The sequence below is a fragment of the Mycobacterium sp. ML4 genome (genome assembly GCF_054515735.1).
The window spans coordinates 39757-54494 of record NZ_JBTNSY010000004.1 but is presented as its reverse complement, the minus strand read 5'-3'; the positions used below and the strand labels follow the sequence as shown (position 1 = coordinate 54494).

Below are 14738 nucleotides of genomic sequence, written 5' to 3'. Positions count from 1 at the left end.
CCAGCGTTCGACGTCGCATTCAGCTGTTCTTCAGCACACCTACAGCAGGTTCAGGCTGCTCCCGGCGTGCTGCACGCCGGTCGGCCTGGCACGCTTGAGTTTCCGTTCACGACACAGCCATGGACGCACAGCAAGGAGGGTTATGCACCAGCAGACGTTGCCGCGAAAGGTGGAGTCATGCGACAACGCGGCGAGCAGACGCCGTGGGCCGCGGCACATCTCGCACTGGGACGCCGAGGATCTGGTGGCCTGGGAAGCGGGCAACAAGGTGATCGCGCGCCGCAACCTGCTGTGGTCGGTCATTACCGTGCACCTGGGCTATTCGGTATGGACGTTGTGGCCGGTGATGGAGTTGTTCATGCCGCAGAACGTCTACGGGTTCTCCACGAGCGACAAGTTGCTACTCGGTATCACGGCCACCCTGGTCGGAGCGGGTCTGCGGATGCCGTACTCGTTGGCCACCAACGTCTTCGGTGGGCGCAACTGGGCGATCTTCTCGTCTCTGGCGTTACTCGTCCCCGTGATCGGCGCCATGGTGTTGTTGATGCATCCCGGTCTGCCGCTGTGGCCGTACCTGATCTGCGCGGGACTGACCGGACTGGGTGGTGGCAACTTCGCCGCCTCGATGACCAACGCAAACGCCTTCTATCCCCACCGGCTGAAGGGCTCCGCCCTCGGACTAGCCGGCGGTATAGGCAATCTGGGCGTACCCGCGGTCCAATTGGTCGGCCTGCTGGTCATCGCCACACTGGGTGACCGCAAGCCCTACCTGATCTGCGGACTGTATGCGGTGTCATTGGCGGTCGCAGCCCTCGGAGTCACCCTGTTCATGAATAACGTTGAGCAGCACCGGGTTAAACCGGAGCGACTGCGACCGATCATCAAAGCCGTTTTCACCACCCGCGACACCTGGCTGCTTTCGCTGCTCTATCTCGGTACGTTCGGCTCGTTCATCGGGTTCTCTTTCGCGTTCGGCCAGGTGCTGCAGGCCAACTTCGTGTGTAGCGGGCAAACCGTCGGACAGGCAAGCCTGCACGCCGCCGAACTCGCGTTCCTGGGTCCGTTGCTGGCTGCCCTGGCGCGGGTATACGGCGGCCGGCTGGCCGACCGGATCGGCGGCAGCCGCCTGACGCTGATGGTCTTCATCGGCATGGCGCTCACCGCAGGACTACTGATCAGCGCAAGCATGGACCAGCACCGCCACCATGGTAGTGCCGCCGCCATGGCGGGCTATTTCGCCTGCTTCATCGCACTGTTCATCTTGTCCGGATTGGGTAACGGATCGGTCTACAAGATGATTCCGACAATCTTCGAGGCCTGCAGCCGCTCGCTCGACCTCAGCGAAGGAGAGCGGCGCGAATGGTCTCGCATCATCTCGGGTGCCGTCATCGGGTTTGTCGCCTCGGTGGGCACCCTGGGCGGAGTCGGCATCAACCTCGCGCTGCGCGCGTCGTACCTGAGCACCGGCACCGCGACGGAAGCGTTCTGGGGCTTCATGGCGTGCTACGCCGCCGCCGCGGCACTGACCTGGAAGGCATATATCCGCAGGTCGGCCGCGCCCGAGCCGGTGGTGCAGACCGCCGAGCTGGCTGTCAGCAGCGCTTAGTCGGGCAGATTCTCCGGGTGCAGCATCTCGGCGTAGCGCAGCTGCTTCGGGATGCCGAACCCGTCGACCAGCGTCCTGGCGTGCGGCCGCAGGACCCGGCATCGATCGTTGATGCCCCGGGTGACGGCTTTGGCACGCTCGGTCGACAGGTAGCGGTGCTCGATGAACCAGGCTTTGTCCCCTTCGATCACCGACAACGCGTACAGGTCGCACACCACGCCCAGCAGTTCGCGCGCCTCGGGGTCGGGACATGACTCGATGCCCGCGACAAAGGCTTCCAGCACCACCGTGTCGATGTGGGCCTGCGCGGCGTGCAGCACGTGATCCTGGACCGCGTTGAACGCGTCGAAAGCCGACATCTCTTTGGACTTGCCCTGCAACCGGCGCGCCACTGAGGACAGCAGGTAATCCTCGCGGTCCTCGAACATCTGCACCTGGGTGCCGCGGTTGAACAGGCTGCCTTCCTCTTCGTTGTCCTGTCTCGCGTCGACGATGCGTTGCATGATCGCTTCGGCCGCAGTGCGTTTCTTGACGCGGTCACCGACGGTGGTGGCCGCGAACCGAACCCACTCGACCGGGCTCATGCTCTTGATGTCGTCGGCGTAGGCGGTGAGCAGTTCCTTGGCGACCAGCTGAGTCAACACGTGGTTGTCACCCTCGAAGGTGGTGAACACGTCGGTGTCGGCGCGCAACCCAATCAACCGGTTCTCGGCCATGTAACCCGCGCCGCCGCAGGCTTCCCGGGCTTCCTGGATAGCCCGGGACGCGTGCCAGGTGTTGGCGGCCTTGAGCCCGGCGGCGCGCGCTTCCAGCTCGCGCTGCTCCTCGGCGTCCACCACTTCAGAGGTTTGCAGGTCATGGCACTTGGACACCAGTTCGTTCTGGGCGAACTGCAGCGCGTACGACTTCGCGATCAACGGGAACAGCCGCCGCTGGTGCACCAGGTAGTCCATGATCAGCACTTCGTGGTCATCGTCGCCGGGAGCGCTGAACTGCCTGCGCTGCAACGCATAACGGGTAGCGATGTCCAGCGCGACGTGAGTCGCGTTGCCGGCACTGCCGCCGACGGTGACCCTGCCGCGGATCAGTGTGCCGATCATGGTGAAGAAGCGCCGGTTGGCGTTGTCGATCGGTGAGGTGTATGTGCCGTCGGGCTCGACGTTGCCGTATTTGTTCAGCAGGTTGACCCGCGGCACCCGGACGTTGTCGAACATGATTCGGCCATTGTCGACACCGGGCAACCCACCCTTGTAGTGGCAGTCCGAGGTGGTCACCCCCGGCAGGTCGTTGCCGTCGGCGTCGCGGAGCGGGACCAGGACACAGTGCACGCCGTGGTTCACCGGCTCGCCGTCCTTGTGGGTGATCAGCTGCGCGAAAACCGCTGCGATTCTTGCCGTTTCGGCTGCGCCGCCGATGTAGTCCTTGCGGGATGTCGGTGTGGGGGAGTTGATCACGAACTCTTCGGTCTCGACGTCGTAGGTGGCCGTCGTCTCCAGCGACTGGACGTCACTGCCGTGTCCGGTCTCGGTCATCGCGAAACAACCGAGCAGATCGAGGGTGATGATGTCCCTGACGTAGGAGGCGTGGCGTTCGGTGCCCAGGTTTTCGACGGCGCCGCCGAACAGGCCCCACTGCACGCCGGCCTTGACCATCAACGACAAATCCGACATTGCCAGCATCTCGATCATGGTGATCGCCGCGCCGACATCGCCGGTGCCGCCGTGCTCCTTGCGGAACCCTTCGTCGGAAATGCCTGCGGCCGCCATCATCTGCATCTGCTCGGCGACCTTGGCACGGGCGATGACCGTGTTCGGGGTGTGGTGCGGACGGAACGCCTCGTGCGAGAGTTTGGCCCGTGTCTCGTTTTTCACATCGCGCCAACGCCCGTCGAGGGCATCGCGGAGGTAGTCGGCCGTGCTTTTGTTGTCAGACGCCATTCCCCGACCGTAGCTCGTCACCCGCACTGTCGGAACCAGTCGGCCCGGGCGACGAAAGGTGTCGCGCAAATTTCGGGCTATAGGCAGCGGCGGCGGCGGTTGCTCGTACGCATCCCCGCCCGCCGTCAGGCAGTTACTGTTGCTCGCGATGTCTCGGCACGACCCTCCGGCGCGCGCAACCGGTACCGGACGAAACCGAGCCATATCGCGCCGAGAAGCCCCAGCATGAGCATGTCGAACACCCACCAACCCGAGTAGTGGCTCCACATCGCGTTGTGGTCAGCCAGCTTGTCGACCCGGCGCAGGTCCGCCGTCGCAGCAGCGGCCGCGAAACCCCATTGGGCCGGGACGAGCCACGAAACCTGGTCGTAGCCCCAAGTTCCCACCAGCGAAACCAACCCGCCGGCGAAGAGCAGCGACGCCAGCAATGCCGGGATGATCAGCGGCACCACCTCACGCATGGACTTTCCGAGCGAAGACAACGCCAGCCCCACGATCGCTGAAACGACGGCCGTCGCAGACACGGCGACGTACAACTCGATGCCGGCCGCCAACGGTGAGGTGCCCAGCAGTGCCGCGCCGTGCCTGGGGCCGCCCTTGCCCACGATGACGATGGCGGTCAGGATCGCGGCCTGCGCGGCGGCCACCGAACCGAAGACGATCAGCTTGGCGAGCAGGTAGGCCGACGCCGACAGCCCGATCGACTGCTCACGCCGGAAGATTCGGTGTTCGGAGACCAGGACGCCAATGGTGGCCGTGGTGCCCAGCAGGACCGCTGCGAAGTTGAGCGCCGCGAGTAATTCGATGGCTTCGTGCGAATTGCCCGACGACGGTCGATTCAATCCGGAATCGCCGGGGATCAGCAGTGTCAACCCCCCCAGCGCAATCGGCAGGATCAGCAGGAGCAGGGGATACCAGGGATTGGCCGACAACAACCGCAGTTGCCGGCGGCCCACCAACCTAACCTGCTGGCCGAAGCCGGTTTTGGGCGCCAGAGGCTGCGGCCTGGCGATCGACGGGGGAGTCGGCGACACCGACGCCTCCTGCCGCATCAGGTACGCGTGGTGTGCGCCGTGTGGGTCGGCGTTGATCCGAGCCAGGATTTCCCACCAGTCGGTGGTGCCCATCGCTGAGTCGATATGTGAAGGCGGTCCGGCGAACGCCAACTCACCGGCGGTGGTGAGCAGCAGCACCTGGTCGCACATGTTGAGCGAGGCCGGCGAGGTGCCGGCGATGACGACTACGCAGCCCAGGTCCGCCTGCCGGCGCAGTAGCGCCATCACGTGATGCTCCTGCACCGGGTCCAGTCCGGCGCCCGGCCCCTCGACTACCAGCAAGGACGGCCGGGTGAGCAGCTCGACCGCCAGCGACACGCACCGGCGCGCTTCGGGGGGCAGCTTGGCCACCCGGGTGGTGCGGTGCGGGGTCAGGTCGAGTTCATCGAGAACCTGGTGGACCACCCGTTCCCGATTCTCCGGCGTGGTGCTTGGCGGCAGCCGCAACTCGGCCGCGTATCCCACAGCGCGATCCACGGTCAGGCCGCGGTGCACCCGGTTGTCGCGCGGGACCACCCCGATCCGGAGCCGCATCACGTCGGGTTCGGCGTGAGCGTCGTGGCCGTCCACCGTCAGCACACCAGAACTGAGCGGTCGCGTTCCGGCGAGCAGTCCGGTCAGGGCGAAATTGCGCGCCGCCGACGGACCGACGACCGCGATCAGTGAACCCGGGGGCGCTGTGAACGAGATGTCTGAGAGCAGCGGCTGGCCGTCTACGGTGAGTCCGAGGTTGTAGCCGGCCACGCCGATCGTGCGGGCGCCCGGTAGCAGGGGTAACCGGCTGGTCTGCGGAGGCAGCTCCTCTTGCAGCGGGTCCGTGCCGCCGGGAAGCAGTTTCCGGGTCGCCTCGGTCATGCGCGCGACCAATCCTGGACCTTCGACCTGTGCGCCGTCCGGTTCGGGCTCAGCGGGCAGCGTTTCGATGTATCGGAAGGGTCTGGTGGGCCGCTCCAGCGGCGAGTACTCAAGCGGGACCGGCTGCGCGGGGATGCGGGTGGTCTGTGGGTCGGCCGCGGCCTCGGGCTGGGCGGGGATGCGGGTGGTCTGTGGGTCGGCCGCGGCCTCGGGCTGCGCGGGGATGCGGGTGGTCTGTGGGTCGGCCGCGGCCTCGACCACAACCGGCACCGGGTCGGGCACCGGCGTCTTCACCCTCATCGGATCGGTGGTAGGCGGAGGCGCGTCGTCAGGAGCCGTGAACAGGAAGCTCAGCCGTGGTCCGTGCTGCGGATCGCCGATCGCGACCGTCTGACCATCTCGGATGTCGATCGTCGACATCCGCACCCCGTCGAGGAACAGGCCCCGATGGCCTTGATCGACGGCAAGCCAATGGGTACCGGCGAACCGCAGCACCACATCCGGGACGGGTGGCGAAGCGTCGTCTGCGCCGGCGCCATCCGGGTCCAGGCGGACATCGCAGTGTCCGCCGTGTCCCACGGTCACATCGCGGCCCGGCGCGAAGACGTACCGCGTCGATCCGACCCATACGGTCAACGGTGAGACGTCAGGGATGGCCGCCACCTTTCATCACAGACCATTGGTACTGATTCAAGTGTCTACCCGTTGAACGGGTCTATCCACTCGCGGCGGCCGGCGGTCAGAGCGTGCGGCGGCCCGGCGTGCTGGCCGCATTTTCCAGCAGACGCCGCAGCACCTGCACCGCATCCGCCAGCACCTGACGATCGGCGGCGTCGAGGCGGGCCAGTTGCGGTTCGATCGCGGCGGCGCGATCCCTGCGGACCGCGTTGAGCATGTTCAGGCCCTTGGGCGTGATTTTGATGCGAACCGCGCGGGCATCGCCCGGGTCGACGGTCCGCGATACCAGTCCGGCGTCCTCGAGCCGGCGCACCTGGGTGGTCATGGTTGGTTGCGAGCAGTGGTCGACGCCGGCCAGGTCACCGATGCGAGCTTCTCCCTGCGATTCGATGGTGGCCAGCAACCGGGCTTGTGCCGCCGGCAGCGGCATCTGGATGCGCTGGGTGGCCAGGCGATTCAACCGCGCCACCACGGCCAGCAGGTCGGCGCCCAGACCGAGCGCGACCTCCGTGTCTTTTGCCGTGGCGGACGAAGTCATGCATCCATCGTTGCATAGCTTTGCTATAGGAGACCAACGGGAGACCGATCGTGACAGCCATCACGCCAGACACCCGGGGGGTCCGTGTGCTGGTCACTCGTGGCGAGTGGACCTGGCAGAATCGATCGAGTGAGCGAGATCGGGCCACCTCCATCGCGCACCCGGGGTGGACCGCTGCGACCGAGTGAATTGGCGCAAGCGTCGGTGATGGCCGCGCTGTGCTCGGTGACCGCCATCGTTTCAGTTGTGGTGCCCTTCGCCGCGGGGTTGGCATTGCTGGGCACCGTCCCCACCGGCCTGCTGGCCTACCGCTACCGCCTGAGGGTGCTGATCACCGCGACAGTCGCCGCGGGGGTCATCGCCTTCCTCATCGCCGGCGGAGGTGGACTGATGGGCGTCATCCAGAGCGCCTATATCGGTGGGCTCACCGGAATCATCAAGCGCCGGGGGCGCGGCACGCCCACCGTGGTCGTCTCGTCGGTGATCGCTGGACTGGTGTTCGGCGCCGCCAACGTCGGCGTGTTGATGGTGCTGACTCGCCTGCGGCACCTGATGCGTGATGCCATCAGCGCGAACGTGAACGGACTGGCCGCGTTTTTGGGGCGGGTGGGTCTGCGGGATGTGGGGTTCTGGCTCAAAAGGCTGTACGCGGGGGCGCTGCAGTACTGGCAGCTGGTCCTGCTCGGCTTTGTCGCCGTCGGGGTCATCTTCATCTCGCTGATCGGGTGGTGGGCGCTGTCCCGACTGTTGGAGCGGATGCGGGGAATCCCGGACGTGCACAAGCTGGACGCCCCCGCCGGTGATGTCGCCGGCGCCGCCGTCGGGCCGGTTCCGGTTCGGTTGAACGACGTGCGCTTCCGTTATCCCGGCGCCGACCAGGACGCGTTGCGCGAAATCAGTCTGGAGATCAGGGAAGGCGAACACCTCGCTATTACCGGCGCCAACGGATCCGGCAAGACCACACTGATGCTGATCCTGGCGGGCCGGGAGCCGACATCGGGCACCGTGGATCGGCCGGGGGCAGTGGGGCTGGGCAAGCTCGGCGGCACCGCAGTGGTGCTGCAGCATCCCGAAAGCCAGGTACTGGGCACCCGGGTCGCCGACGACGTGGTGTGGGGTCTGCCACCGGGCACCGAAACCGACGTCGACCAGTTGCTGCGCGAAGTCGGACTGGACGACCTCGCCGAACGCGATACCGGAAGCTTGTCCGGCGGTGAACTGCAGCGGCTGGCGCTTGCGGCGGCGCTGGCCCGCGAGCCCGCGATGCTGATCGCTGACGAAGTCACGACCATGGTGGATCAGCAGGGCCGCGAGGCGTTGTTAAATGTGCTGTCCGGGCTGACGAAGCGGCACCGCACGGCACTCGTGCACATCACCCACTACAACAACGAAGCCGAGTCCGCCGACCGCACAATCAAACTCAGTGACTCCCCGGACAATGCCGGCATGGTCCAGCCCACCGGTGACGAGCAGATGCCGACCACCGGCGTGGGCGGAACCCGCAGCGGGTCGACACTCGAACTCATCGGTGTCGGCCACGAATACGGCGTCGGTACCCCGTGGGCCAAGGTAGCGCTGCACGACATCAACTTCGTCGTGGAGCAGGGCGACGGTGTACTCATCCACGGCGGCAACGGTTCTGGCAAGTCAACACTGGCGTGGATCATGGCCGGTCTGACCGCGCCGACGCGTGGGGTGTGCCTGCTGGACGGTCGCTCTACCGACGAACAGGTCGGCGCGGTGGCACTGTCGTTTCAGGCGGCCCGATTACAGCTGATGCGCAGCCGTGTCGACCTGGAAGTCGCCTCAGCGGCCGGCTTTTCGCACAAGGATCAGGACCGCGTGATCTCGGCGCTCGGCGTCGTCGGACTCGACCCTGCGCTGGCCTCCCGCAGCATCGACAAGCTCAGCGGCGGGCAGATGCGCCGGGTAGTCCTGGCCGGGCTGCTGGCGTGCTCGCCCAAGGCGCTGATTCTCGACGAGCCGTTGGCCGGGCTGGACGCGGAGAGCCAGAGCGGACTGCTGCGACTGCTCGAGGACCTGCGCCGCGAGCGGGGGCTGACGGTGGTGGTCATCTCACACGACCTCGTCGGGATGGAGAGCCTGTGTCCGCGCACCCTGCACCTGCGCGATGGCACGCTCGAGTCGGCCTCGACGTCCGCTGTGCGACCGGGCGGCGTGTCGTGACCGGGAGTTCGTCGTCGCGGCAGCGGGAGAACCGTAGGCCCGGTCGTCCCGTGGTGTTGCTCGTTCCGATCCCGGGTCGCTCACCCATCCACGATCTGTGGGCAGGTACGAAACTCCTGGTGGTTTTCGGCATCTCGGTGCTCCTGGCGTTCTACCCGGGTTGGGTGACCATCGGGTGCGCCGCAGCCGTGGTGCTGGCGGCGGTGTGGGCCGCGCGTATTCCCCGCGGCACCCTGCCGTCCATCCCGCGCTGGTTGTGGATCGTCGTCTTGATCGGCGGAATCACGGCCGCACTGGCCGGCGGTGATCCGCTGATCTCGGTGGCAGGCACTGACGTGGGACTCGGCGGGTTCTTGAACTTCGTGCGCATCACCGCGCTGACACTGGTGCTGCTGGCGTTGGGTGGTTTGGTGTCGTACACCACCAACGTTGCCGAAATCGGTCCCGCGGTAGCCACTTTGGGGCGGCCACTGCGTCTGCTCCGGCTGCCGATCGACGAGTGGGCGGTGGCGTTGGCGTTGGCGCTACGGGCTTTCCCGATGCTGATCGACGAGTTCCAGGTGCTGTACGCCGCTCGCCGGCTGCGCCCCAAACCCGTGCCACGCAGCCGCAAGGAGAAGCGACAGCAACGCAGGATGGAGGTCATCGACCTGCTCGCGGCCACCATCACCGTGACGTTGCGACGGGCCGACGAGATGGGCGACGCGATCACCGCCCGCGGCGGCACCGGTCAGTTGTCGGCCCATCCACAGCGCCCCAAACTTGCCGACTGGGCGGCGATGACCATTACCATCCTGGTCTGCGGCGCGGGCGTGGCGATCCAGACGATCTTCACGGCGCGATAGCCGTCGGTTTGGCGACAACCGCTCACGTTCGCATCCGATCAATCAGATTCGACAGCACCACAATGCTTTCGCTGCGCTCCACGTCGGCGCTGGAGCGGATACGTTCCAGCGCCGCCTCCAGGTGCCGCATGTCGCGGGCAAGCACGTGCAGGATCGCATCCGAGGTGCCCGTCACGGTGGCGGCGCTGACCACCTCGGGAATGTCGACCCACGCCTCGCGCAGCCGGTCGGGCGCAATCGTGCCGTGGCAGAACACCTGCACGTAGGCCTCGGTGTTCCAGCCGAGCGCATTGTGGTCGACGACCGTGGTGAAGCCGCGGATGACACCGCTGTCGAGCATCCGGTCGACGCGCCGTTTCACCGCCGGCGCGGAGAGGTTCACCTTCTGGCCGATCTCGGCGAAGGTGGCCCGTGCATGCTCGGCCAATTCGACGAGGATGCGTTCGTCGGTGTCGTCCAGGCGGTCCATCGGGATCCTCCGTCATCAGCTGTGCAATAGATCGACGCGTGGTGTAGCCTAGCGCAACAAATCGACGGTAAATGCGCAACGTACTTCGTTTGCTTGCGTTTAGGCGAGAAAATATCGTTGATCTCATGACGGACTACTACGTCGATGCGCGGTCGGTGCCCCCGGCTGGGCAGGCTTGCAGGCCGCAACGGACACCCACGCCTCGGCACTACGCGATGACGCCGCCCGCGTTCTTCGCCGTCGAGTACGCCATCAATCCATGGATGGACACCAGCACGCCGGTCGACATCGCACGCGCAGCGGCCCAATGGGAGCAACTGCGGGAAACCTACCTACGGCTCGGGCACCGAGTGGACCTGGTCGAGCCCGTCGCGGGTCTGCCGGACATGGTGTACGCCGCCAATGGGGGGTTCATCGCTCACGACATCGCCGTCGTCGCCCGGTTCCGGTACGCCGAGCGTGCCGACGAATCCAGGGCTTACGCGAATTGGATGTCCTCGATCGGCCACCGGCCCGTGACCACCCGGCACGTCAACGAGGGGCAGGGCGATCTGCTGTTGGTCGGCGATATAGTGTTGGCGGGGTACGGTTTTCGCACCGACCGGCGCGCGCACGCCGAGATCGCGGCGGCTTTGCGGATGCCGGTGGTGTCTCTGGAGTTGGTCGATCCGCGCTTCTATCATCTCGATACCGCGCTGGCCGTCCTCGATGATCGCACCATCGCCTACTACCCCCCGGCGTTCAGCGAGGCCGCGCAAACGCAACTGCGGGCATTGTTCGCCGACGCGGTCGTCGTCGGCACCTCCGATGCGTACGTGTTCGGTCTCAACGCCGTCTCTGACGGCCGCCATGTCGTGTTGCCCTCGGCGGCAACGGGTTTTGCCCAACAGTTGCGTGACGCCGGTTTCGAGCCGATCGGCGTCGATCTGTCCGAACTACTCAAGGGTGGCGGTTCGGTGAAGTGCTGCACATTGGAGGTGCATTCATGACCATCCTGGCGGACCTGACCGACACAGCCATATCTTTGGCGGAAAGGCATGCAGCGCACAATTATTCACCGCTGCCGGTGGTCGCTGCCAGCGCTGAGGGGGCCTGGATCACCGATGTGGACGGCCGCCGGTACCTGGACTGTCTGGCTGCCTACTCGGCGGTCAACTTCGGGCATCGCCACCCCGAAATCATCGCCACGGCGCACGCCCAGCTCGACACCGTGACGTTGGTGAGCCGCGCCTTCCACTCCGATCGCCTGGGCCCGTTCTGCGCCGCACTGGCCGAACTCTGCGGGAAGGACATGGTGTTGCCGATGAATTCGGGTGCCGAGGCCGTCGAGAGCGGTCTGAAGGTTGCCCGTAAATGGGGTGCCGAGGTCAAGGGAGTTCCCGCGGGCATGGCCAACATCATCGTGGCCGACAACAACTTTCATGGCCGCACCATCAGCATCGTCAGCTTCTCCTCGGATCCGGCGGCCCGGGATGGATTCGGCCCGTTCACACCCGGATTCCGTTCGGTGCCCTTCGGCGATGCCGGCGCACTGGCGCGGGCGATCGACGAGCACACCGTCGCCGTCCTGCTCGAGCCGATCCAGGGCGAGGCGGGCATCATCGTGCCCCCGGACGACTATCTGCCCGCGGTGCGGGCGCTGTGCAGCGAGCACAACGTGTTGATGATCGCCGACGAGATCCAATCCGGGCTGGCGCGCACCGGCTACACATTCGCCTGTGACCGCTGGGGCGTGGTGCCCGATGTCTACCTGCTCGGCAAGGCGCTGGGCGGAGGCGTGGTTCCGCTGTCGGCGGTGGTCTCCGACCGGGACATCCTGGGAGTGCTGAACCCCGGCGAGCACGGCTCGACATTCGGGGGGAATCCGTTGGCGGCGGCGATCGGCACCACCGTCGTGGGAATCCTGGCGGGCGGTGAGTTCCAGTCCCGCTCGGCGCGATTGGGTGCCCACCTGCACGCGGGGTTGGGTGCGCTGATCGGGGAGGGGGTGACGGCGGTGCGCGGCTTCGGCTTGTGGGCCGGTGTCGACATCGACCCGGCGCTGGCTCCTGGGCCGCAGAAAGGCAAGCAGTTCAGTCTTGCCCTGGCCGAGCGCGGAGTACTGGTCAAAGACACTCACGACTGGACGCTGCGGTTCGCGCCACCGTTGGTGATCACCGCCGCGGAGATCGACTGGGTGGTGGGGCAGTTCGCCGCCGTGCTGCGGGAGGCACATACTTAGCTGACACAGCGACGGGAGGCGCAGTTGCCGGCTACTTCGATCAGCCTCAGGCAGCAGATGCTGCGCCGCCGCCCGGTGGGTGGTGCGCCCGTCGCGCATGGGGCCGCATCCGAGCTCAAGCGCAGTTTCGGCACCTTCCAGCTCACTCTGTTCGGCGTGGGGTCGACCGTCGGCACCGGCATCTTCTTCGTGCTCTCCCAAGCGGTGCCGGAGGCGGGGCCCGGCGTGCTGGTTTCCTTTCTGGTGGCCGGGATCGCGGCCGGACTGGCCGCGATCTGCTACGCCGAATTGGCCTCGGCCGTCCCGGTATCGGGCTCGTCGTATTCTTACGCCTACACCACCCTGGGGGAGGCGGTGGCCATGGTGGTGGCGGCGTGCCTGCTGCTGGAATACGGCGTGGCCACCGCCGCCGTGGCGGTGGGGTGGAGCGGTTATCTCAACAAGCTGCTGCAAAACCTGTTGGGCGGCGAACTGCCGCACGCCCTGTCGGCGGCACCGTGGGACAAGACACCCGAGGGTGTTTCCCACGGCTGGGTCAACCTGCCTGCGGTGATCCTGATCGGATTGTGTGCGCTGCTGTTGATCCGTGGTGCCAGTGAATCGGCCAAGGTGAATACCATCATGGTGCTGATCAAACTCGGCGTGCTGGGTCTGTTCGCCGTCATATCCTTCACCGCCTTCAACGACGACCACCTCAGAGACTTCGCGCCATTCGGCGTCGCCGGCATCGGCACCGCGGCGGGCACCATCTTCTTCTCCTATATCGGCTTGGACGCGGTCTCCACCGCCGGGGACGAGGTGAAGGACCCACAGAAGACGATGCCGCGTGCGCTGATCTCGGCGTTGGTCGTCGTCACCGGCGTGTATCTGCTGGTGGCTCTGGCCGCGCTGGGCACCCAGCCTTGGCGGGACTTCGCCGCGCAGGAAAACGCCGGCCTGGCCACCATTCTCGACAACGTCACGCACAGCCGATGGGCCGGCACGGTACTGGCCGCGGGCGCGGTGATCTCGATCTTCACCGTCACCCTGGTCACGATGTACGGCCAGACCCGCATCCTGTTCGCGATGGGTCGTGACGGATTGCTACCCACCCGCTTCGCGACCGTGAACCCGACCACCATGACCCCGGTCAACAACACCGTGATCGTTGCGGTCGCGGCGTCCCTGCTGGCCGCCTTCGTGCCGCTGGACAAACTGGCGGACATGGTGTCGATCGGCACCCTCACCGCGTTCATCGTGGTGTCGGTAGGGGTGATCATCCTGCGGGTGCGCCAACCGGATCTGCCACGGGCCTTCCGGGTGCCTGGTTACCCTGTGACACCAGTGCTTTCGGTGTTGGCGTGCGGATACATCCTGGCCAGCCTGCACTGGTACACGTGGCTGGCCTTCAGCGGTTGGATCGCGGTGGCGCTGGTCTACTACTTCGTGTGGGGCCGCCATCACAGCGCGCTGAATGAGAACCCGCCGTGACCGTCGTCGTCGGGTATCGGTCCGAAAGGGTCGGTTTGTCGGGGTTGTACCTGGCCGTCGGCATCGCCCGCACGCTCCAGACGTCTCTCACGGTGGTGACCATCGTGCCCAAGGCCTGGCCGACACCGTCGTTGGCGCGGGTGGACGCCGAATACGAGCACTGGGCCGAGCATCTGGGGGAGAACTCGGCGAAGGAAGCCCGGCGTTACGTCTCCTCATTAGCCGACGGGATCGAGGTCGACTACCGCCAGTGCGCGCACCGCTCGGTGTCCAGTGGGCTGCTGGAAGTGGTCGACGAGGTCGGCGGGGAGATCCTGGTGCTGGGCTCGTTGCCCAGCGTGCGGCGGGTGCAGATGGTGGTTGGCACCACCGCTGACTGGTTGCTGCACTCCTCGCCGGTGCCGGTGGCGATCAGTTCTCCCGGATATCTTTCGCGCACCGGCAGATTGGCACGACTCACCTGTGCCTACTCCGCCGTCCCGCAGTCGGAGAACGTGGTGCGCCGCTGCGCCGCGTACGCCGAACGGATGCAGATTCCGCTGCGAGTGCTCACTTTCGCGGTACGCGGCCGAACGATGTATCCACCCGACGTGGGACTCTACGCCGAGGACAGCATCCTCGAGGCTTGGGCGGTGCAGGCGCGCGACGTGCTGGAGTCACTCAAGATCGACGGCGTGGTCGGTGATGACGTTGCGCTACAAGTGGTGACCGGCCAGAGCTGGCTGGAGGTGCTGCACAAAGCGGAGTGGGTCGACGGCGAAATCCTCACGGTGGGCACGTCACCGGGCGGCGATATCCGCAGGGTGTTTCTCGGGGCGCGCAGCGGCAAGATCATTCGCCACAGCCCGGTGCCGGTGCTGGTGCTGCCAGGCTGACG

General features: G+C 66.3%; 11 protein-coding genes. 7 read left to right on the top strand and 4 right to left on the bottom strand.

The window, feature by feature from the left end; translation table 11 throughout:
- The first annotated feature begins 142 nt into the window (after positions 1 to 142).
- A complete protein-coding gene (locus ACX9NE_RS05455; RefSeq protein WP_459360812.1) occupies positions 143 to 1606 on the top strand; it encodes a nitrate/nitrite transporter in 1464 nt (487 codons plus the stop codon).
- Here ACX9NE_RS05455 and ACX9NE_RS05450 read toward each other — a convergent pair.
- The 3 genes from ACX9NE_RS05450 to ACX9NE_RS05440 all read right to left on the bottom strand — a co-directional run bounded on the left by ACX9NE_RS05450 (position 1603) and on the right by ACX9NE_RS05440 (position 6669).
- Positions 1603 to 3543 carry an acyl-CoA dehydrogenase family protein gene (locus ACX9NE_RS05450; protein WP_459360813.1) on the bottom strand — a complete coding sequence of 647 codons (1941 nt, stop codon included), beginning with the start codon at positions 3541 to 3543 and terminating at the stop codon, positions 1603 to 1605. The two genes, ACX9NE_RS05455 and ACX9NE_RS05450, sit on opposite strands and share 4 nt — an antisense overlap.
- A 125-nt stretch (positions 3544 to 3668) precedes the next feature.
- A complete protein-coding gene (locus tag ACX9NE_RS05445) occupies positions 3669 to 6116 on the bottom strand; it encodes an ABC transporter permease (RefSeq protein WP_459360814.1) in 2448 nt (815 codons plus the stop codon).
- Positions 6117 to 6192: 76 nt separating this feature from the next.
- A complete protein-coding gene (locus tag ACX9NE_RS05440; RefSeq protein WP_459360815.1) occupies positions 6193 to 6669 on the bottom strand; it encodes a MarR family winged helix-turn-helix transcriptional regulator in 477 nt (158 codons plus the stop codon).
- A gap of 129 nt (positions 6670 to 6798) precedes the next feature.
- Between ACX9NE_RS05440 and ACX9NE_RS05435 the strand changes: the two genes are divergently transcribed.
- Both ACX9NE_RS05435 and ACX9NE_RS05430 read left to right on the top strand, forming a co-directional pair.
- The gene (locus ACX9NE_RS05435; RefSeq protein ID WP_459360816.1) at positions 6799 to 8856 is read left to right on the top strand and encodes an ATP-binding cassette domain-containing protein; all 2058 of its coding nucleotides are present in this window, start codon (positions 6799 to 6801) and stop codon (positions 8854 to 8856) included.
- A complete protein-coding gene (locus ACX9NE_RS05430; protein ID WP_459360817.1) occupies positions 8853 to 9701 on the top strand; it encodes a CbiQ family ECF transporter T component in 849 nt (282 codons plus the stop codon). The genes ACX9NE_RS05435 and ACX9NE_RS05430 overlap by 4 nt, the downstream gene beginning before the upstream one ends.
- Before the next feature lie 22 nt (positions 9702 to 9723).
- On the opposite strand, the gene ACX9NE_RS05425 is transcribed toward ACX9NE_RS05430, so the two are convergent.
- Positions 9724 to 10170 (bottom strand): Lrp/AsnC family transcriptional regulator, encoded by a 447-nt coding sequence (locus ACX9NE_RS05425; RefSeq protein WP_459360818.1) that lies wholly within the window; start codon positions 10168 to 10170, stop codon positions 9724 to 9726.
- 125 nt (positions 10171 to 10295) lie between these two features.
- Here ACX9NE_RS05425 and ddaH point away from each other — a divergent pair, with 125 nt between their 5' ends.
- The 4 genes from ddaH to ACX9NE_RS05405 are packed head-to-tail and all read left to right on the top strand — an operon-like array spanning position 10296 to position 14736.
- Entirely contained in the window at positions 10296 to 11159 is an 864-nt protein-coding gene (ddaH, locus tag ACX9NE_RS05420; RefSeq protein WP_459360819.1) for a dimethylargininase, read from the top strand.
- Positions 11156 to 12391 carry an ornithine--oxo-acid transaminase gene (rocD, locus tag ACX9NE_RS05415; RefSeq protein ID WP_459360820.1) on the top strand — a complete coding sequence of 412 codons (1236 nt, stop codon included), beginning with the start codon at positions 11156 to 11158 and terminating at the stop codon, positions 12389 to 12391. The genes ddaH and rocD overlap by 4 nt, the downstream gene beginning before the upstream one ends.
- 24 nt (positions 12392 to 12415) lie before the next feature.
- Positions 12416 to 13861: an amino acid permease gene (locus tag ACX9NE_RS05410; RefSeq protein WP_459360821.1), complete on the top strand. Its 1446-nt coding sequence runs from the start codon at positions 12416 to 12418 to the stop codon at positions 13859 to 13861.
- On the top strand, positions 13858 to 14736 hold the full coding sequence (locus ACX9NE_RS05405) for a universal stress protein (RefSeq protein ID WP_459360822.1): 879 nt from the start codon (positions 13858 to 13860) through the stop codon (positions 14734 to 14736). Before ACX9NE_RS05410 ends, ACX9NE_RS05405 begins: the two co-directional genes overlap by 4 nt.
- The last annotated feature ends 2 nt before the right edge of the window (positions 14737 to 14738 follow it).

Excerpts from the sequence above, each read along its gene's own strand:
- ddaH (WP_459360819.1), top strand. The coding sequence starts at position 10,296 with ATGACGGACTACTACGTCGATGCGCGGTCGGTGCCCCCGGCTGGGCAG.
- ACX9NE_RS05450 (WP_459360813.1), bottom strand. The coding sequence starts at position 3,543 with ATGGCGTCTGACAACAAAAGCACGGCCGACTACCTCCGCGATGCCCTC.
- ACX9NE_RS05425 (WP_459360818.1), bottom strand. The coding sequence starts at position 10,170 with ATGGACCGCCTGGACGACACCGACGAACGCATCCTCGTCGAATTGGCC.
- ACX9NE_RS05440 (WP_459360815.1), bottom strand. The coding sequence starts at position 6,669 with ATGACTTCGTCCGCCACGGCAAAAGACACGGAGGTCGCGCTCGGTCTG.
- rocD (WP_459360820.1), top strand. The coding sequence starts at position 11,156 with ATGACCATCCTGGCGGACCTGACCGACACAGCCATATCTTTGGCGGAA.
- ACX9NE_RS05455 (WP_459360812.1), top strand. The coding sequence starts at position 143 with ATGCACCAGCAGACGTTGCCGCGAAAGGTGGAGTCATGCGACAACGCG.